This is a genomic window from Mesorhizobium sp. B3-1-6, from assembly GCF_006439555.1.
In the GTDB taxonomy this organism is placed as follows: domain Bacteria; phylum Pseudomonadota; class Alphaproteobacteria; order Rhizobiales; family Rhizobiaceae; genus Mesorhizobium.
Genome location: NZ_VFTM01000002.1, coordinates 305,223 through 323,546, shown reverse-complemented (window position 1 = coordinate 323,546; position 18,324 = coordinate 305,223). Strand labels below are relative to the sequence as shown.

18 protein-coding genes are annotated in these 18,324 nt (G+C 65.1%); all 18 read right to left on the bottom strand.

Going from position 1 to position 18,324, the window contains the following annotated elements; translation table 11 throughout:
• Positions 1–10: 10 nt before the first annotated feature.
• Positions 11–175 (bottom strand): hypothetical protein, encoded by a 165-nt coding sequence (locus FJ414_RS03810; protein ID WP_181181516.1) that lies wholly within the window; start codon positions 173–175, stop codon positions 11–13.
• A 99-nt stretch (positions 176–274) separates the two neighbouring features.
• Complete coding sequence (locus FJ414_RS03805) at positions 275–892, bottom strand: riboflavin synthase (RefSeq protein WP_140641421.1); 618 nt, start codon at positions 890–892, stop codon at positions 275–277.
• A gap of 60 nt (positions 893–952) precedes the next feature.
• Entirely contained in the window at positions 953–2,080 is a 1,128-nt protein-coding gene (ribD, locus tag FJ414_RS03800; protein ID WP_181181515.1) for a bifunctional diaminohydroxyphosphoribosylaminopyrimidine deaminase/5-amino-6-(5-phosphoribosylamino)uracil reductase RibD, read from the bottom strand.
• A 2-nt stretch (positions 2,081–2,082) separates the two neighbouring features.
• A complete protein-coding gene (gene nrdR / locus FJ414_RS03795) occupies positions 2,083–2,562 on the bottom strand; it encodes a transcriptional regulator NrdR (protein WP_027167964.1) in 480 nt (159 codons plus the stop codon).
• Between the two features lie 113 nt (positions 2,563–2,675).
• A complete protein-coding gene (locus FJ414_RS03790) occupies positions 2,676–3,260 on the bottom strand; it encodes a hypothetical protein (RefSeq protein ID WP_140641593.1) in 585 nt (194 codons plus the stop codon).
• 110 nt (positions 3,261–3,370) lie between these two features.
• Positions 3,371–4,684 (bottom strand): serine hydroxymethyltransferase, encoded by a 1,314-nt coding sequence (glyA, locus tag FJ414_RS03785; RefSeq protein ID WP_140641419.1) that lies wholly within the window; start codon positions 4,682–4,684, stop codon positions 3,371–3,373.
• Positions 4,685–4,810: 126 nt separating this feature from the next.
• Complete coding sequence (locus FJ414_RS03780) at positions 4,811–6,451, bottom strand: Na+/H+ antiporter (protein ID WP_140641417.1); 1,641 nt, start codon at positions 6,449–6,451, stop codon at positions 4,811–4,813.
• 104 nt (positions 6,452–6,555) lie between these two features.
• Complete coding sequence (locus tag FJ414_RS03775) at positions 6,556–7,494, bottom strand: acetamidase/formamidase family protein (protein ID WP_140641415.1); 939 nt, start codon at positions 7,492–7,494, stop codon at positions 6,556–6,558.
• Positions 7,479–8,240, bottom strand: a complete 762-nt coding sequence (locus tag FJ414_RS03770; RefSeq protein WP_140641413.1) for an alpha/beta hydrolase — start codon at positions 8,238–8,240, stop codon at positions 7,479–7,481. The genes FJ414_RS03775 and FJ414_RS03770 overlap by 16 nt, the downstream gene beginning before the upstream one ends.
• 1 nt (position 8,241) lies before the next feature.
• The gene (locus FJ414_RS03765; protein ID WP_140641411.1) at positions 8,242–8,997 is read right to left on the bottom strand and encodes a glutamine amidotransferase; all 756 of its coding nucleotides are present in this window, start codon (positions 8,995–8,997) and stop codon (positions 8,242–8,244) included.
• The gene (locus FJ414_RS03760; protein ID WP_140641409.1) at positions 8,994–9,953 is read right to left on the bottom strand and encodes a nucleoside hydrolase; all 960 of its coding nucleotides are present in this window, start codon (positions 9,951–9,953) and stop codon (positions 8,994–8,996) included. The genes FJ414_RS03765 and FJ414_RS03760 overlap by 4 nt, the downstream gene beginning before the upstream one ends.
• Complete coding sequence (locus FJ414_RS03755) at positions 9,950–10,867, bottom strand: ABC transporter permease (RefSeq protein WP_140641407.1); 918 nt, start codon at positions 10,865–10,867, stop codon at positions 9,950–9,952. Before FJ414_RS03755 ends, FJ414_RS03760 begins: the two co-directional genes overlap by 4 nt.
• An 11-nt stretch (positions 10,868–10,878) precedes the next feature.
• Positions 10,879–11,907, bottom strand: coding sequence for an ABC transporter permease (locus tag FJ414_RS03750; RefSeq protein WP_140641405.1), 1,029 nt, complete (start codon positions 11,905–11,907; stop codon positions 10,879–10,881).
• On the bottom strand, positions 11,907–13,442 hold the full coding sequence (locus FJ414_RS03745; protein WP_140641403.1) for an ABC transporter ATP-binding protein: 1,536 nt from the start codon (positions 13,440–13,442) through the stop codon (positions 11,907–11,909). The genes FJ414_RS03750 and FJ414_RS03745 overlap by 1 nt, the downstream gene beginning before the upstream one ends.
• Positions 13,443–13,525: 83 nt before the next feature.
• Positions 13,526–14,515, bottom strand: a complete 990-nt coding sequence (locus FJ414_RS03740) for a BMP family ABC transporter substrate-binding protein (protein ID WP_181167104.1) — start codon at positions 14,513–14,515, stop codon at positions 13,526–13,528.
• A 53-nt stretch (positions 14,516–14,568) separates the two neighbouring features.
• Positions 14,569–15,570 (bottom strand): LacI family DNA-binding transcriptional regulator, encoded by a 1,002-nt coding sequence (locus FJ414_RS03735; RefSeq protein ID WP_140641399.1) that lies wholly within the window; start codon positions 15,568–15,570, stop codon positions 14,569–14,571.
• 488 nt (positions 15,571–16,058) lie between these two features.
• Positions 16,059–17,312, bottom strand: a complete 1,254-nt coding sequence (locus FJ414_RS03730) for a L,D-transpeptidase family protein (RefSeq protein ID WP_140641397.1) — start codon at positions 17,310–17,312, stop codon at positions 16,059–16,061.
• 485 nt (positions 17,313–17,797) lie between these two features.
• Positions 17,798–18,313: a MarR family winged helix-turn-helix transcriptional regulator gene (locus FJ414_RS03725; RefSeq protein WP_040983294.1), complete on the bottom strand. Its 516-nt coding sequence runs from the start codon at positions 18,311–18,313 to the stop codon at positions 17,798–17,800.
• Positions 18,314–18,324: the final 11 nt, after the last annotated feature.

Genomic DNA, 18,324 nt, shown 5'->3' with positions numbered 1-18,324 from the left:
TCAACAGGCCTTAGAGCGATTCCGCATCCGTCTTCGTGGCCGCCGCCAAATCTTCAACTGACTGCTCGCCGGAAGCCAGAAGATCGGGAATGCCGAGTTCGATGACGACGCGCAGCGCCTGTGACACGGCAAATCCGAAACCCAGCCTCATGACTTGTTGCGACGGGTTGGTCATGGCTTTCCCCTCCGGACAGGTGAAAAGCTTACGAGGGGCGCGAGCAGAAGTGAAGCGGGACGCAATGTTGAACGGCGCGGCCTCACGACTTGCTTTTAGTCAAAGCCCCTCTTTCGCCGCCTCCGCCAGGCGCGCGGCATAGCGGGCCATGGTGTCGATCTCAAGATTGACGCGGTCGCCGGCCTGGCGTTGGCCCCAGGTGGTGACGCTCAGCGAGTGATGGATGAGCAGCACGTCGAAGCGGGTGCCTTCGACCTTGTTGACGGTGAGTGAGGTGCCGTCGAGCGCGACCGAACCTTTCGGCGCGATGAACTTCGCCAGATGCCCCGGCGCTTCCAGCGTGAAGCGCACCGCATCGCCCTCCTCCTTGCGCTCGACGATCTCGGCCGTGCCGTCGACATGACCGGAAACGATGTGGCCGCCGAGCTCGTCGCCGATCTTCAGCGCCCGTTCCAGATTGATCCGGGTGCCGGATTTCCAGCTTGAAGCCGTGGTGAGCCTCAGCGCCTCCTCCCAGGCCTCGACCTCGAACCAGCGCGCGTTCGAGCCATGCTCGGGCAGCGCCGTGACGGTGAGGCAGACGCCGCCACAGGAGATCGAAGCGCCGATCGCGATCGTTTCTGGATCATAGGCGGTGTCGATGCGTAGGCCGATGCCTTCGGCGAGCGGCTTCACGCTCGCAACCGTACCGACATCAGTCACAATTCCCGTAAACATCAGAGAGCGTCTTTCATTTTGACCATGATCTAACCCAAAACCGGTTCCCACTTTTTGGGATCATGGTCTTACCCACTCGGCGTAACTGTCTTCGCCGAAGCGCATGTCGCGCAGCTTGCGAAAACCTGCCGGGATATGGTCGGCGTCGATAGGCGATGCAATACCGTCTTCGCCGATCGCCTCCGGTCCCTGGAACAGGACGATGCGGTCGACAAGGTCTTCCTCGAGGAAGGCCTTGGCCACCTTGGCGCCGCCTTCGACCAAAACGCTTGCCATGCCAAGCGCGGCAAGGTCTTCCAGCAATTCCGGCAAGGCGACCACGCCATTGTGGGTTTCGGTGCCGATGAAGCGCACGCCCGCGCGTTCGAGCGCCGCCCGCCGGTGCGGGTCGGCTTCCAGACAGGCGGCGATATAGAGCGGCACGCGGTCGACGCCGGATACCAGCTTGGATGTCTCCGGCAGCCGGATCTGCCGATCGAGGATGATGCGCGCCGGCGAGCGGTTCTCCAGTCCCGGAAGGCGCACGGTCAGCGCCGGGTCGTCCTCGAGAGCGGTGCCGATGCCGACCAGGATGGCGTCGGACTCGGCGCGCATCAGATAGACATCGCGCCGCGCGATCTCGCCGGTGATGGCGACCTGGCCCGCGCCTTTGCGGCCGATCTTGCCATCACTCGAAAGCGCAAGCTTCAGAGTTACTTCCGGGCGTTTTTTCAGAGAACGAGTCAGATAGCCGGCCATCTGCTCGACGGCGTCGGCGGCCAGCACTTTCTCCACCACCTCGACATCGGCGGCGCGCAGTATGGCGTAGCCCTTGCCGGAGACGCGCGGATCGGGATCGCTCGCCGCGCCGACGACGCGCGCGATGCCGGCATTGACCAGCGCGTTGGCGCAAGGCGGCGTGCGGCCGTGATGGGCGCAAGGTTCCAAAGTCACGTAAGCCGTAGCACCACGCGCGAGTTCGCCGGCCTCGGCCAGCGCTTCGGTCTCGGCATGCGGGCGGCCGCCGACGGCCGTCACGCCGGTACCGACGATCATTGGGCCGGCGCCGTCGTCGCGCACGATGATGGTGCCGACGGAAGGGTTGGTCGACGTGCGGCCGGCATTGCGGCGCGACAACCTGATGGCCGCGGCCATGAAACGGCGATCAAGAGCCGCCTGCGCGGCCTCGTCCAGTCGCTGTCCCGCCATGATCAGCCAGCGTCCTCTTCGGTCTTTTCCTCGTCGCCCTTCAGTTCGCCCAGCAGCTCATGAAAATCCTTGGCCTCGCGGAAATTGCGATAGACCGAGGCGAAGCGGACATAGGCGACGTCATCCAGCGATTTCAGCGCATCCATGACCAGCCGGCCGACTTCGCCCGAAGCAACCTCGGTTTCGCCGGAGCTTTCGAGCTGGCGCACGATGCCGGTGACCGCGCGGTCGATGCGCTCGGGGTCGACATTGCGCTTGCGCACTGCGATCTCGACGGAGCGCAGCAGCTTGTCACGGTCGAAAGGCACCTTGCGGCCGGACTTCTTGACGACGACAAGGTCGCGCAGTTGGACGCGCTCGAAAGTCGTGAAACGGCCGCCGCAATCGGGGCACACCCGCCGCCTGCGGATCGCCGCGCCGTCCTCGGCGGGACGCGAATCCTTCACCTGCGTATCTTCGGACTGGCAATAGGGACAGCGCATGGAGAGCCTTGGGTTCGCGATTCTGTGGGCGAAAGGCTTAGAGCCTTTCATGCCTCAGAGATAGCGAGGCATAAGCAAGATTGCCAGCGCCCCACCCCGCTGGCCGACAGGCGTCAGGGCGCAACATCCTTGGTCGGAAACCCGCAGGATGCGCCTAGGTTGCGATAGGCCTTGGTGAAGCCGTCCATCGGGATGCTGGTGACCTTCTGTTTGCCGAAGGTGACATCGAGCGAGGTGACCTTGCGCATGGCGCGCAGCAGGGCGAGGCTGGTCTTGGCCTGGTTGTCGACCATCCAGCTGGGACGACCACCGGCGGCGCCGTTGGAGGTCACGGTCGCAGCGACCTTCACGCCAGGATCGCCGAAGGTCGCGGCGATCTTGTCGCCGGTCGGCAGGTTCCCGTTGTCGATGATGAACATGATGGCCGGATACGCGTCCGGCGGCAGCGCATCGCCGGTCGAGATCGACAGCGTCAGGGAACCGGCATTGCCGTCGCCGTCGACGAATGCAGTCGAGGCGGCGCAGGTCTTGTGCGCATCCTGCCCGGTATCGAGCGTATCGATGATGGTGGTCCACTTGCCGAAGGTATTGGTGGCCGGCATGTCGGAGCCGGGCTGCTCCTGCGCAACCGCGCCGGACAGGGCGAAAACGGCCAGCGAGCCGGACACGGCCAGGGTGGCAAGACGGAAAGTGCGCATCATCAGGTCTCCGATAAGCCGCGCCGCCCGATCAAGGAGCGGCGCGAAGCGCAAGGATAAAAGATGACGTATGTCGCGCGGTCAACCGACGGAGGGCAACCGAGCGTGGATCAGCCGAGATAGGGGTAAAGCGGGAAGCGGTCGGTCAACGCCGTGACCTTGGCTTTGACGGCGGCCTCGACGGCCGCATTGCCGTCGTCGGAATTCGCCACCTTCAGCCCGTCCAGCACCTCGGCGATCAGCTTGCCGATCTCGCGGAATTCGGCCTGGCCGAAGCCGCGCGTGGTGCCGGCCGGCGTGCCGAGGCGTACGCCCGACGTCACGAACGGCTTTTCCGGATCGAACGGGATGCCGTTCTTGTTGCAGGTGATGTTGGCGCGGCCGAGGGCGGCTTCCGCGCGCTTGCCGGTGGCGTTCTTCGGCCGAAGGTCGACCAGCATCAAATGGTTGTCGGTACCGCCGGAGACGATATCGAGGCCCGTCTCCTGCAGGCTGGACGCCAGCGCCTTGGCATTGGCGATGATGCTTTCGGCATAGGCCTTGAAGCTCGGCTTCAGCGCCTCGCCGAGCGCCACCGCCTTGGCGGCGATGACATGCATCAGCGGGCCGCCCTGCAAGCCCGGAAACACCGCCGAATTCATCTTCTTGGCGATGTCCTCGTCGTTGCACAGGATCATGCCGCCGCGCGGACCCCGCAGCGATTTGTGGGTCGTCGTGGTCACGACATGGGCATGAGGCAACGGCGACGGATGCACGCCGCCGGCGACGAGGCCGGCGATATGCGCCATGTCGACCATCAGATAGGCGCCGATCGAATCGGCGATCTCGCGGAAACGCTTCCAGTCCCAGATGCGCGAATAAGCGGTGCCGCCGGCCAGGATCAGCTTCGGCTTCGTCTCATGCGCGGTCTTCTCGATCGCGTCCATGTCGAGCAAATGGTCTTCCTTGCGCACGCCGTAGGAGACGACCTTGAACCATTTGCCGCTCATGTTGACCGGAGAGCCGTGGGTGAGATGGCCGCCCGAATTCAGGTCGAGGCCCATGAAGGTGTCGCCGGGCTGCAGCAGCGCCAGGAACACGGCCTGGTTCATCTGGCTGCCCGAGTTCGGCTGAACGTTGGCGAAGTTACAGCCAAAGAGCTTTTTCGCGCGCTCGATGGCCAGTTCCTCGGCCACGTCGACGAACTGGCAGCCGCCATAGTAACGCTTGCCCGGATAACCCTCGGCATATTTGTTGGTCATGATCGAGCCCTGAGCTTCGAGCACGGCGCGCGACACGATGTTTTCCGACGCGATCAGCTCGATCTCGTGGCGCTGGCGGCCAAGCTCGTTGCGGATGGCGCCGAAGATTTCCGGATCGGCGTCGGCAAGCGTGGTCTCGAAGAAGGATTCGAATTTGCTGGAGGCTGCCGCTGCGTTTGACATGGCTTGCTTTCCCTTGGGGCCGGAGGTCTGCGAGGTCGCCGCGCATTAACACAGTTGTTTCCGGGCCGCCACGTTTGCGGCGCGAAATTTGCTGGCCGGTTTGCGCCAAGACAAACCCGTCCAGTTCTAATCCCGCGGTTCGCGGCCCTTGAGGATCGCTTCCGAGAAGGTGATCTCGGTGAACAGCTTGCGCGCCGTATGGTCATTGATGTCGCCACGGCGAAGCATCGCCTGCAGTTCGGCCCGCTCGGCCTCGATGCCGGCAAGCCTGAATCCGAGCTCGATCCGCCCGGATTCGCGGGCCTCGGCGCGCGCTTCGTCGGCGCCGTCGGAGAGCGAGATGCGCCGCCGGTAGATGGATGCGACGCTCTCGGCGATGGCAAGCTTCATGTCCGCCGCCTCCCCTTCATTGCCGTCGCTGGCGAGGCCTTCGATCCTGGCGATGGCCGCGTTGGCGGCGCCGACGCGGGCGCGGCGCTCTTCGGCCGCACCTGGATGCTCGCCGGGCTCGACGAGGCCGCGCGCGACCGTAGGCAGGGTAAGGCTCGCAATCGCCAGCGAGCATATGATGACGCCGGCGGCGAGGAAGATCACGAGGTCGCGGGCCGGGAACGGCGAGCCGTCTTGCAAGGTAAGCGGCAGGGACAGGATGCCGGCCAGAGTGACGGCGCCGCGCACGCCAGCGATCGAACCGGCGAGCCTGACGCGAAAACCAAAGGGTTCGGCTTTGCGCTTGCGGAGCCGCGCGGCAAGCACGGCGCCCATGTCGCCGATCCATATCCAGACATAGCGCAGGCCGATCAGGCAGAGCGTGAGCAAGAGCACGGTCAATGCCGGCTCGAACAGCCAATGCCGGGTCGTCAGTTCCGGCGGCACCTTGCGGATGATGTCGGGCAGTTGCAGGCCAAGCAGGATGAACAGCGAGCCGTTGAACATGAAGATCAGCGTCGACCAGAGCGAGATCGTCTGGATGCGCGCCGAGACAGCCATGTGGCGGACGATGCCGGAATATCCGGTCAACAGGCCGGCGGTGACAGCCGCCAGAACGCCCGACGCGTTCAAATGCTCGGCGATCAGATAGGCGACGAAGGGCAACAGCACCATGACCAGCACCTGCGCCTCGGCCGGTGTGCTGGTGATGCGGCCGAGGATCTGCAACGACTTCGCGGCGATGAACAGCGCCGCGATGCCGGCGAGAATGCCGATCGCCACTGCCAAGAGGAAACTCAGGGATGCCGCGGCGAACGAAAAGCTGCCGGTCAGCGCCGCCGCGACGGTGAAGCGGAACATCACCAGACCCGAGGCGTCGTTGAGCAGGGATTCGCCTTCCAATATGTGCATCAGCCGCGCCGGGACGACATTGCGGTCGACGATCGAGGACACGGCGACCGCATCGGTCGGCGACAGCACGGCGGCCAGAGCGAAGGCGACGACCAGCGGGATGCTCGGCACCAGCCAGTGCAAGGCGTAACCGAAGCCGACGATGGTGAAGAAGACGAGCCCGATGGCGAGGTCGAGGATCGGGCTGCGCAACGCTATCAGTTCGCGCTTCGGCGCCGAGAACGCATCGCCGAACAGAAGCGGCGGAATGAATACCAGGAGGAACAGCTCCGGGTCGATCTCGACATGCAGGCCGCGTGCCGGCCAGGCCAGGGCGGCGCCGATCGCGATCTGCAGCACCGGCAGCGGCACGCGCACCAGCCGCACCAGCGCACCGGAAACGGTTACGAAGGCGAGCACGACGAGAATGAAGACGGCGACGTCCATGGCGCGACTCCGGCTGGTCGACCGACCATGGGCAATTGCCGGCGTCGCGTCCAGCCGGCCGGACGTCACGCGGCCGTATCAACCGCGGACGCGTCGCCGTTCCGCTAATGCGACAGAACCGCCTTGGGTACGGAACAAAGCGCCGTGAAAGCGGGATTCACGACATTGCCGATGCGCAGGCTGCAGGTCTGGCTGACCAGTTGATGCGCGTCCATCGTGTCCATGCCTGTCCGTTGCGCCACCCAGCGCACCAGCCCGGCGACCGCGATGCGGGCGGCGTCGTCCAGCGGCCGCGCGCAGCCGATGACGCCGATATGGCTTTCGGTCTCCAGGCGCGGCCAGTCGAAGCTCTCATCCGGCACCGCCTTCTCGGCGGACAGGGTCGTGAAGAAGGCGCCCTCGACCGCGGTGCCCGCGATCTCGCCATCGCCCTGCGCGTAATGTCCGTCACCGATATAGATGTGCCCGCCATCGACATTGGCCCGCAGGTAGAGCGTCGCGCCTTCCCTCAGGTCCGGGATGTCGAAATTGCCGCCGAAGTCGCCGGGAACGACGCCGAGGCGAACCTCGCCATGAGCGGGCGCGACGCCCAGCGTGCCGTGGAAAGGCCGGTAGCCGGCGCGCAGCGTGCGGCCGGAGGAGGTCCGTGTGGTCAACTGCGTTCGATCCGGCGAGAGGCGCCATATCCACACCCGCTCGTCCTGCTCCTGCTGCAAGTTGGGCGAGGCGCGGGTTCCCGACAGGAAGCCGAAATTCGGCGAAATCGTCGCCACGCCCCAGTCACGAGCGGGCTCCAGGCGATGCAGGCGGATCGCCATGATATCGCCGGCCCTGATCCCTTCGACGGCGATCGGACCGACCAGCGGGTTGACTTTCGGATAGGGCGCGACCTCGCGCGGCTTGCCGTCGACGCTCGTCAGCTTGCCGGAAAAGCAGTCCTCGGTGAACACCGTGAATTGCTCGCCAGCCCTGACGGAAAGCCGCGGCGCATGCCCTCCCAGTTGGAAGACGAAATCGTGCCCGTCGTTCAGCGGTCGAACCAAGTGCCGGCTCCCAGTGTCTCGACTATGTCGACGAATGCCTGCGTGGCGTCGCGATGGATACTATGGCCGACATTGGGCATCACGACGACAGACCGCTCGCCGACCTCTGACCGCAGGCGCGCGGTGTCGTCGGGCGGGACAAACCGGCTCACTTCCGGCAGGACCCAAACTGTCGGCAGCATCCGGGCTAGGCGCGCCGCCTCATCCCGCAGGTCCCAGGGTGCGTTGCCGGCGAAGGCTGAACGCGCGTCATCGAACGATATCTGCTCGAGCGACACGACTTTCCAGGCAGCGTCCCGCCGCGACCAGCCGGGATTGAGTTTCAGCAGCCCCTCGATGTCGTGGGGCAGATTTGCTTCGTCCCAGTCCAGCATGCCCTTCGGCGTCGCCTTGTCGGCAAAATGCGAGACCGGGTCTTCCAGAAGCATCGCCTTCGGCCGGAACAGGCCGCGCAGCACGCCAAGCTGCGCCAGCGTGCCGCCGAAGGAATGGCCAAGCAGCACGTCCGGTCCGGCGGGGAGGTTCCCGGCGAAATCGGAGAGCAGGTTGTCGAAAGAGAAGTCGCCATTGCCTCGCGCGCTTTCGCCGTGGCCGCGCATGTCGGGAGCGATCACCTGCCAGCCGCGTGCGGCAAGCACACGCGCCGGCTCGGTCATGGCGCCTGCATTGGCGGTGATGCCGTGCAGCGCCACCATCGTCTTCGGCGCGCCGCAGTCGCCCCAGCGCATGATGTTGAGCGTCACCATGTCAGGCTCCCGCCGCCCAGCCGACGATCTGCCGCCAAAGCGTCGTGTAGCCCGGCCAATCGACAAAAGCGGGCGGCGCCCAATGCGGCCCGCAATCGGAGGCAAAGGCGACCGACCGGCCCTTGCCGAACTCCGCCGCGACGATCAAGGGATCGTTGCCGACGGTCGCGACCACCGTCGCCTTCTGCCTGGCGGCAAAGCGATTGTAGCCGAGCAGCGCCGGCCACTCCGCTTCCAGGCCGCCGACGATCGGATGACTTGCTGCGGCAACACGCGGCTTCACGCCTTGCGGCCGCTCGGCGCGGTCATCGCCCGCCTCCATTGCCACGCCCAGCACCTCCGCGACTTCGGTGTCGCGATAGCGCGCCTTGGCGTCGATGCCCTGGAAGGTCATATAGCCGCCGACCATCACCAGTCCGCCGCCGCCGAGGACATAGTCGCGTATCGCTTCGAGGCGATTGGGCAGCGTCTTCGACCGCACGAACGTGTCGGGATGGAGCAACAGGGTGTTGGCGCCGATGTCGCTCAGCATAATGCAGTCGAACTTCGCCAGTTCGCCGGCGCTGAAGGGGAAGTCGCGCGCGGCGACATGGGCCGGCTGGTAGACAACGTCCCAGCCACCGCCTTCGAGGGCGTCGCGCAGCCAGCGCACGCCTTCGGCGTACTCCGTCGTGGTGAAGGAATCGAAGCCCTTCTGGTGGATCGAATGAACGGTCCAGGATTCGCCCGCGATCAGGACGCGACGGCTCTTTGTCATACTTCCTCTCCCGTTTTGTAAGACCGGCTGGCCAGCCGCTTCAATGCGGCGATGAAGGCGGCGTGGATGCCCTCGCCATCAAGCTCGACGGCGATTTCGGCGTTCGGCGGCCCCGAGCGTCCGGCAAAGTCGATGACCGTGCGGCCATAGGTGAACTTGCCGGCGAGCTCGACCTCGACCCGAGCCGGAACGGTCCTGGCCAGGGAAGGTTCGGCCGTGACGAGCGATGCCACGGGATCGTTGAGCGGCATTGCGACGGGCCCGAACACACCCGGGCGGAATGTCGTGTTCAGGGAGCGCAGGAGCTCGGCAGCGAAGAGCCCGACCTTGCCGCCAATCGCCTCGGCGTCCGCGATCAATCCTTCGGTGATAACCGCCTGCGGTCCCACGTCGATCGAAAGAAGCGTCAAGGGAATGCCGGCCCCGAACACGATGGCTGCCGCCTCCGGATCGCATAGAACATTCCACTCCGCCGCCGCTGTCTTGTTGCCGAGCCCCCAGGCCCCGCCGAGCGAGACGATGCGCCCGATCCTCTCCGCCAGGCCGGGATTGCGCCGCAGCGCCATGGCCAGATTGGTCAGCGGACCGGTGGTGACGACGGTGTCGGCGGCGCCTGAAAGGACCATCTCGGCGATGAGGTCGCTGGAGTGGCGTGGATCGAGGTTGACCGCTTCGAGATCCGGCCGCTCCGGGTCGAGCGCACAGGTCTGGTCGAGGATGCCGGCGATCAACCTTTCGCGCACCAATGGCCCCATGGCGCCGGCCGAAACCGGGACATCCTTGCGCCCCGCAACGGCAAGGACGATTGCGCCGTTGCGCGCGGTGCGGTCCCCGGCAAGATGACCGGCACCCGTCGTCACCGCCTTCAGGTCGAGCGCCTTATGGCCGGCGGCGACCAGGATGCCCAGGGCATCGTCATTGCCCGGATCGCAGTCGAGGATGATCGGCTTCGTCATTGGGGATTGCCCTGAATTCTGGCCGGCCGGTTACGCGCCAGGATGCGCCAGCGGGCGAAAGTCAGGCCGATGATGGCGGCGAGATAGGGCAGCATCAGCACGAACTGCGAGGGGATGGCGAACACTTGCAGGCGGTCGCCCAGCGCGCCGAAGAAGCCGAACAGGAAGGACGCCGCCGCCGTCATCCAGGGCTGGCCGCCGCCGAACAGCGTCGCGGCCAGCCCGATGAAGCCGCGGCCGCTGGTCATGTCCGGCAGGAAGAAATGCAGCTTGTCCATGGCAAGCTGCGCGCCGGCAAGCCCGGCCAGCAAGCCGCTGACCGCCAAGGACAGGGCTTTCATGACAGCGATGCGGATGCCGGCGGAGCGCGCGGCGTGCTCGTCCTCTCCCGCGGCCCGCAGGCTGGCGCCGAGCGGCGTCTTGTAGAGAAAGACATAGGTGAGCGGCACCGCGACAAGCGCGATCAGCACGATGATGCTTTGGCCTTCGAAGGCCGGCCCGAGCACCGGCAGCCAGGACAGCGATCCGGCGGGCACATGCCAGATGTCGGGAAAGGCGATCGGCCTCAGCCCGCCTGGACTGTTGTAGTAGCGCTCGAGGATGAAGAGCGTGCCGCCGGCGGCCAGCAGGTTGATGCCAAGGCCCGCCACGATGAAGTCGGCGAAGAAGCGCAAGGTCAGCAGCGCCAGAAGCTGCGAAAGCATCACCGCGACCACCAGCGCCGACAGGAAGGCCGGCCAGGCGCTGCCGCTCCAGTCGCCGACGGCGATGGCCGCGAAGGCGGCCGCCAGCATCATGCCCTCGACCGCGACATTGAGGATGTTGGCGCGCAAGGTGATCATTGCCGCCAGCGCGGCAAGCAGGATCGGGGTCGATTGTTCAAGAACCGCGGCGAGCAGCGATGCGAGGTTCATCCCTTACCTCCTCACGCTGCCTGGGCGGCGCGACGCAGCCGCGCCGTCATCAGCAGCACGAGCAGGCCCGTCAAAAGGTTGACCAGCGAGCGCGGCACATCGGTGGAAATCTGCATGTAGGCAGCACCATTCAGCATCGCGGCGTAAAAGAGCGCGGTCGCCAGCGAACCGATCGGATGGACGCGGGCAAGCAGGGCGCAGGTGAGGCCGACAAGCCCGTAGCTCGGCGAGAAATTCTGCTCGAAGCGGTGTCCGACGCCGAGCACATAAAGCGCTCCGGCCAGCCCGGCCAATCCACCGGCGATGACCATCGCCGAGATCACCCGCCGCGCCGCCGGCACGCCGGTGGCCTCGGCAAAGCGCAGATTGGTGCCGGCCGCGCGAACCTCCGCGCCCCATCGGGTGCGGAACAGCACGATCCATGAGACGACGGCAAGCACGGCGGCGACAAGGAAGCCGCTGGTGGCGCGCGGAACGAAAGGCAAGGGCGGCAGCCAGATCGAGCTCGGCACCATCCAGCTCACCGCGCCATAGGCGGTGGTGTCGCGGATCACCTGGTTGGCCAGCCAGGAGGTGATCAGGAGAATGATGATGTTGAGCATCAGTGTCGTCACCACCTCGTCGACGGCGAGACGCACCTTGAGCACGCCCGGAATCCAGCCGACCACCGCGCCGGCAAGAAAACCGGCGACGATGGCGAGCGGCATCAGCATAAAGGCCGGCAGCGAAGCGCCGGCGATGGCGACGACGGTGGTGGTGACCGCGCCCGCGTAGAGCTGGCCCTCGCCGCCGACATTGAAGATGCCGGCGCGAAAGGAGAAGACGACACCGAGCGCGATCAGGGTGAGCGGCGTGGCGCGGTTCAGGAACAGGGCGAAGTTGCCGAGCGAATCGAAATTGGCGAGCAACAGGTCGCGATAGGCGCGGACCGGCTCATCCGTGATCGACGCGACCAGCAGGAAGCCGAGCGCCAGCGTGAGCAGGATCGCGGCGAGCGGCGCGCGAATGACGCGCAGGAAATTGGACAGCGCCGGCGCCATTACGCAGCCTCCTTCGATCCGCCGTTCATCAGATATCCGACGGTCTCCTCGTCGGCCTCGGCGCGGTCGAGGACGCGCATCATGCGCCCCGAATACATGACGCCGATCCTGTCGGAGAGCGCGAAGATCTCGGAGAGCTCGGACGAGATCAGGAGCACGGCGCGGCCCCGGTCGGCGGCCTGCAGGATGCGCGCGTGAACGAATTCGGACGCGCCGATGTCCAGTCCGCGCGTCGGCTGGCAGATCAGGAGCAGCGATGGGTCGCGCTCCAGCTCGCGGGCAATCACCAGTTTCTGCATGTTGCCGCCGGAGAGCCAGCCGGCCTGCGTGGCAGGCTGCGCGCCGCGCACGTCGAACTCCTTGATCTTCTCGCCCGCGAAGCTGTCCAGCTTCTGCCGATTGATCAGGCCGCCGGACAGCAATCCGGCGCGGCTGTAGTTCGTCGCCGCGACGTTCTCGGCGACGCTCATCGTGACGCTCAGGCCACGGTCGAGGCGGTCTTCCGGCACGAAGCCGAGACCGGCCTGCTGGCGCTCCCATAGATCAGCGTCGGTGAAATCCCGGTCGCCGAAGCGGATCCTGCCCGCCTGCACCGGCATCAGCCCGGCGATTGCCTCGGCGAGTTCGGTCTGGCCGTTGCCGTCGACGCCGGCGATGCCCAGAACCTCGCCGGCGCGTACCTGGAGAGAGATGCGGTCGAGCAGACGCCGGCCTGAATGATTGGTCATGCTGACACTGTCGAGCGTCAGGACCGGGGCGCCGAAGCTGCGCTGCCCACTGCCCTTGCGGCCGACCAGGAATACGTCGCGGCCGACCATGTCGCGGGCGATGTCGGCTTCGGTGACATCGGCCGTATTGCGCGTCGAAATGCTGCGGCCATGGCGAATGACGGTCACGCGGTCGGAGACGGCTTTCACCTCGCGCAGCTTGTGGGTGATGAAAAGAATGGTGCGGCCCCTGGCGCGCAAGCCGTCGACCACACCGATCAGCTCGTCGACTTCGGGCGGAGTCAGCACGGCGGTCGGCTCGTCGAGGATCAAGAGATCCGCGTCGAACGCCAGCGCCTTCAGGATCTCGACGCGCTGGCGCTGGCCGACCGAAAGCGTGCGCACCGGCGCTTCCGGATCGAGGCGGAAGTTGTAGCGCGCGACCAGTTCGCGGGCGCGCTCGACCATCTGCCGGCGGTCGGAGAAGATACCCAGCCGGCGCGGCTGGCGGCCGAGAAACAGGTTCTCAGCCACGCTCATGGACGGCACCAGCGTGAAGTGCTGGTGCACCATGCCGATGCCGAGGCGGCTCGCGGCAATCGGGTCCGCGATCGTCACGGTCTTGCCATTCAGCACGATGGAGCCAGCGTTCGGCTGGTGAATGCCAGCAAGGATATTCATCAGCGTCGACTTGCCGGCGCCGTTCTCGCCGCAGATGACATGAACCTCGCCGCGCCGGACATCGAGGTCGACATGACTGAGCGCGGCCTTCTCGCCAAACGACTTGGCGATGCCTGCAAGGCGCAAGATGATATCCGGGTCGCTCATCGGCACGCTTCCTGGGGCACGCTTCCTGGTCGGAATGACGGGACGCCGCCTTGGCAGCGTCCCGTTTCAAGGTCCTGGGAGGCTTACTTGAAAGCAGTGTCGACCTTGATCTCGCCGCTGACCACCTTGGCCTTGGCGGCGTCGACCTTGGCCTTGATGTCGGCGGGCACCAGCTTGTCGTTGTAGACAAGGCCGACGCCCTCATTGGCGAGGCCATAGACCTTGAGCTTGCCGAACTCGGCCTTGCCGTCCTGGATCTGCTTGATCGAGTCGTAGATCGAGTTGCCGATCTGCTTGATCATCGAGGCGATCACATTGTCCGGGTGCAGGCCGCTCTGGTCGGAATCGACGCCGATGGCGTATTTCTTGGAGTCCGCCGCGCCCTTGAGGATACCGAGGCCGGCTGGGCCGGCGACGTTGAAGACGACGTTGGCGCCGTTCTGGATCGCGGTCTTGGTCAGGTCGTAGGCCTTCTGCGCATCGTTGAAGTTGCCGATGAAGATCACCTGCACGTCGATGTCCGGCACGACGGTCTTGGCGCCCTGCTTGAAGCCGAGGATGAAGTCCTGGATGACCGGCAGGTCCATGCCAGCGACGACAGCGATCTTCGGATCGCCGGAAGTGAGCGGAAAATCCTTCTTGTCGGTCGCCGCGATCGCGGCTAGCGCGCCGGCGAGATAAGAGCCTTCGTTCTGCGCGTATTTCACCGAAAGAACATTCGGCTGCTTCAACTCATCGTCGAAGAAGACATATTTCTGGTCGGGGTGCTGCGGCGCGACGTCGGCCAGGTTGTCGTGCATGTTCGGCCCGGTGAAAACGACGCTCCATTCGCCCGAATTCGATACCGCTTCGAGATTCTGGCGCCAGAGCTGCGGATCGGTCGGCGACGCCTGCAGCAGGCGCGTCTTGACGCCTTCCTTCTCGGCGCGGGCGAAGCCGGTGGCGGCGTTGTCGTTGAAGCCCATGTCGCCGAGATTGTCCGACATCACATAGACGGCGCTGAAGTCGGCGGCGAGTGTCGGTCCGGCCACCAGGCCAAGCCCCAGAGCAGCGGCGTATGCTATTGATTTCATGATCGATCTTGTCATTTGTTTCATTCCCCTTTCTTGGTTGCGAACTGTCTGTCTCAGGAGCGCGGCGGCGCTACCGAGTTGCGCTTGACCAGCGCGACCGGGAGCCGTGTGAGTTCAGGCGGCGACGCCTTGTCGATCAGCGCCTTGAGTGTGCTGAACCCAATGCGGCCGAGTTCGGCGGTCGGCTGACGGATTGTGGTGAGGCCTGGCGCGAGGAGGTCGGCAAACGGCATGTCGTCGAAGCCGACCAGCGAGATGTCCTGCGGCACGTTGAGGCCTTTGGAACGCACCGCTTCCATGATGCCGATAGCAATGAAATCGCTGCCGGCGAAAACGGCCGTCGGCGGCTGGCCGCCGGCCAGGATGTCCAGCATGGCGGCGCGGCCGAACGCGCGCGAATACTCGCCCTGGCGGACATCGCCGTCGTGGACTTCTATCCCCGCCTCGGCCAGGACGTCGCGGTACCCGGCCAGTCGTTCGATGGCGCTGAACAGCTTCGCCGGGCCGCCGATATGGGCGATGCGCCGGTGCCCGGCCTCGATGAGGTGGCGCGTCGCGGCGCGAGCGCCTTCGCGATTCTCGACGAAGATTTTCGGAACGTTGACGCCCGGAATGTCCTCGTCGATCAGAACGATACGGCCGTAATGGTGAAGCGTGGCGGCGAGCGAGCCGTCGTCCGCCCGGTTGGTCATCATGATCAGCCCGTCGACATGGCCGTCCTTCAGCCGCCTGAGACTGGCGAGCTCGCGCTCCCGGTTGCCGCCGGTGCTGCTCATCAGCACGGAATAGCCGTGCTTTTCCGCCTCATCCTCGACGGCGGCGGCCAGTTCGGCAAAGAACGGGTTGGCGATTTCAGGCGTCAGCATGCCGATCGCCTCGGAGCGGCCGAGACTCAGGCGCTTGGCGAGGATGTTCGGGCGGTAGTCGAGCGCCACGATGGCCGCGTCGATGCGCGCCGCCGTCTCCGCCGGAAGCTCGATGCGATTGTTGAGATAGCGCGACACGGTCGTGGTCGACACCCTCGCCATTATCGCGACTTCATTGATGGTGCTCATGTCCGATCCTGCCCAGCAACGAGCCAAACGCTATCCCATAAAATTTGGCTAGTAAAGCGGTTGCGTAAAGTGGTTTACTGACTTTTGTGAGCTACGCTGACATTCAACGCCGACCGCGGCCATCGCCGCGGCGGCGGGCTTGTCATTCTTGTCACGGGGTCATCGGCAGGACGTGCCAGCAGCCCACCGGATATCCGCGGGGCGCCATCTGAGGCCGCGCCGCGCGGCCCGGGTACCGCAAGGGCCTTGCCATGCTGGCGCGATTGTCTTGTTGCAGGCCGCTCGGAAAGCCGAAGACGCGCCCCTACTGCCTCCATGCCCAAGCTCCGTTTCACGGAAACGGCGAACCGCTCTATCTCTTTACTTTCACGCAATTCCGGACGGAAAACCGCACCCACTTTTCCTGGAATTGCTGTAAGGCGCGCATTGCGTCGCCCAAACAAAAAGGCCGCTGCGAGAGCGGCCTTTTTCTTTTAAGAATCAGATGCTTACTGCGCGGAGCTGATCTGCAGCTCGGTGGCGCCGTCAAGGGCGTAGATATCGTCGCGGAACTGCACGACGCCCGGAGCCGTCGACCATGCCGAGAGGTAGAGGAAGTGGACCGGTACCGGATTGACCACATTGATCGGCGTGTTCTCGCCGGTCTTGATCGCCGCCTCGAAATGCTGGCGGTCCCAGCCGGGCGTGTCGCGCAGGATCCAGGTGACGAGGTCGCGCACGTTCTGGACGCGCACGCAGCCCGAGGAATCGAAGCGCATCAGCTTGCCGAACAGGCTCTGCTGCGGCGTGTCGTGCATATAGACGCCGTCCGGGCTCGGGAAGTTGATCTTGACCGAGGCCATCGCATTGTTGCTGCCGGGATCCTGGCGGAAACGGTATTTCGCGGCATCGTCCGTCGACCAGTCGATGGTCATCGGATCGACCTCGCTGCCGTCCGGGGCGAACAGGCGGATGTGGCTGTCCTTGAGGTAGTTCGGGTCCTTCCGCATCAGCGGAATGATGTCCTTGCGCACGATCGAGACGGGCGCGTTCCAGTACGGATTGACGATGATCTCGTTGATCTTCGAATTGACGATCGGCGTCTGGCGGTCGATCTTGCCGACAATCGCCGTGTGGCGCAGCACGACGCGGTCGTTCTCGACCGCTTCGACCTGGGCGCCCGGAATGTCGACCAGCACGTAACGGTCGCCGAGCGTGCCGGCCTTTTCCTTCAGGCGCTGCAGGTTGGTCTGCAACTGGCCGAGCCGGACCTGCGCCGACACGTTCATCGCGGCATAGGTGTATTTGCCCATGGCGCCGTCGGCCGGCAGGCCGTGACGAAGCTGGAAGCGCTTGACCGCCGAGTCGACATAGGAATCGAAGGCCGTCGAAATGCCGGCGCTCTGCGGCAGGTCGCCCGACACCATCAGGCGCTTGCGCAGCGGGACGACATCCGGGTCGTCGACGCCGAGCTGCAATTTCTTGGTCGCCGGAACCTGTTCCCAACCGCCTTGGGAGACGATGTTCTGATACTGCGCCACGGCCTGCTCGGTGAAGGCCACCGTCTGCTGGCTGAAGATCGGCAGCGTCGAGGCGACCTTGTTGGTGTCGGTGCCGCGGGCGTCGAACTGATCGTCCCAATTGCCGCGCGTCGAGGATTTCAGGATATCCCCGATCACATCCTGGGCGCTCGCATGGCCGGCGACCACGGCGGCGGCGAGCGCGGAGGCTCCGGTAAGGAAGAAACGGCGGCTGGTTCTCATGGCAGACATTCTTGCTTTATCGCTCTCGCTCAACTTGCTTGCCGGGCGGCTTGTCCGCACTCTAGGGGTGGCAAACTTAACAATTCGCCAACCATGACCCGCATCGGTCGGCCGCCAGAAACGCGCCGCCGCAACGCAGGTTCCAAGGAGCGCAAGGCATAGGCCCGCAGCATCACCCACCACTCGCATTGACCGCGATTATGGCGGCAACGTGGCCTTGGCCCGCGATTTGCATGCGGCGGCCAGATGAAAGAAATGACAGCGATGCTTTTTTGCATCGCAAGATGCCAGCGCGTCCTTATGAAATCTTTGCCCTGCCCTTCAGGCGCAGAGCCTTCATGCGCGCGAAGCGACGGTCAAGCTCCCGCAGATGCCCGCCTTCGCAATAAAGAAAAAGACCGGCGCGCTTCGGCGCCGGCCTCCTATTCTTTCCCCCCGGGGCCGTGCTTCTTCGGCGCGGCTTTCCCGTCCCAATTCCGAAGCACTCACATCCGGTAAGCGATCGTGTCGTTCCAGAAGCGATCGAGCCGCTGCAGGGCGCGGTTCATCTGCTTGAACTCGTCGGTGTTGATGCCGCCGACCGCCTCGATCGAGCCGACATGGCGCTCGTAGAGGCCGGCGACGACGTCGGCCACCTCGTTGCCCTTCGGCGTCAGCGAGACGCGGACCGAACGGCGGTCGATGCGCGAGCGCTGGTGGTTGATGAAGCCAAGGTCGACCAGCTTCTTCAGATTGTAGGAGACGTTGGAGCCGAGATAGTAGCCACGCGAGCGCAGCTCGCCGGCGGTCAGTTCCGAATTGCCGATGTTGAAGAGCAGCAGCGCCTGGATGGCGTTGATGTCGGAGCGGCCGTTGCGGTCGAACTCGTCCTTGATCACGTCAAGCAGGCGGCGGTGCAGACGCTCCACCAGCTGCAGCGATTCCATGTACAGCGAGCGGATAGCCTCGCGGCGATCGTCGGATACGTTTGCGGTCTTCGCCGCCGGACGCGAATTGATCATTGTCTTTGCCT

Coding starts and splice junctions, on each gene's coding strand:
- FJ414_RS03765 (WP_140641411.1), bottom strand. CDS start 8,997: ATGACAAAGAGCCGTCGCGTCCTGATCGCGGGCGAATCCTGGACCGTT.
- FJ414_RS03760 (WP_140641409.1), bottom strand. CDS start 9,953: ATGACGAAGCCGATCATCCTCGACTGCGATCCGGGCAATGACGATGCC.
- FJ414_RS03805 (WP_140641421.1), bottom strand. CDS start 892: ATGTTTACGGGAATTGTGACTGATGTCGGTACGGTTGCGAGCGTGAAG.
- ribD (WP_181181515.1), bottom strand. CDS start 2,080: ATGGCGGGACAGCGACTGGACGAGGCCGCGCAGGCGGCTCTTGATCGC.
- FJ414_RS03745 (WP_140641403.1), bottom strand. CDS start 13,442: ATGAGCGACCCGGATATCATCTTGCGCCTTGCAGGCATCGCCAAGTCG.
- glyA (WP_140641419.1), bottom strand. CDS start 4,684: ATGTCAAACGCAGCGGCAGCCTCCAGCAAATTCGAATCCTTCTTCGAG.
- FJ414_RS03770 (WP_140641413.1), bottom strand. CDS start 8,240: ATGGTGACGCTCAACATCATGCGCTGGGGCGACTGCGGCGCGCCGAAG.
- FJ414_RS03780 (WP_140641417.1), bottom strand. CDS start 6,451: ATGGACGTCGCCGTCTTCATTCTCGTCGTGCTCGCCTTCGTAACCGTT.
- FJ414_RS03730 (WP_140641397.1), bottom strand. CDS start 17,312: ATGAGAACCAGCCGCCGTTTCTTCCTTACCGGAGCCTCCGCGCTCGCC.
- FJ414_RS03755 (WP_140641407.1), bottom strand. CDS start 10,867: ATGAACCTCGCATCGCTGCTCGCCGCGGTTCTTGAACAATCGACCCCG.
- nrdR (WP_027167964.1), bottom strand. CDS start 2,562: ATGCGCTGTCCCTATTGCCAGTCCGAAGATACGCAGGTGAAGGATTCG.
- FJ414_RS03725 (WP_040983294.1), bottom strand. CDS start 18,313: ATGATCAATTCGCGTCCGGCGGCGAAGACCGCAAACGTATCCGACGAT.
- FJ414_RS03735 (WP_140641399.1), bottom strand. CDS start 15,570: ATGAGCACCATCAATGAAGTCGCGATAATGGCGAGGGTGTCGACCACG.
- FJ414_RS03790 (WP_140641593.1), bottom strand. CDS start 3,260: ATGCGCACTTTCCGTCTTGCCACCCTGGCCGTGTCCGGCTCGCTGGCC.
- FJ414_RS03750 (WP_140641405.1), bottom strand. CDS start 11,907: ATGGCGCCGGCGCTGTCCAATTTCCTGCGCGTCATTCGCGCGCCGCTC.
- FJ414_RS03810 (WP_181181516.1), bottom strand. CDS start 175: ATGACCAACCCGTCGCAACAAGTCATGAGGCTGGGTTTCGGATTTGCC.
- FJ414_RS03740 (WP_181167104.1), bottom strand. CDS start 14,515: ATGAAATCAATAGCATACGCCGCTGCTCTGGGGCTTGGCCTGGTGGCC.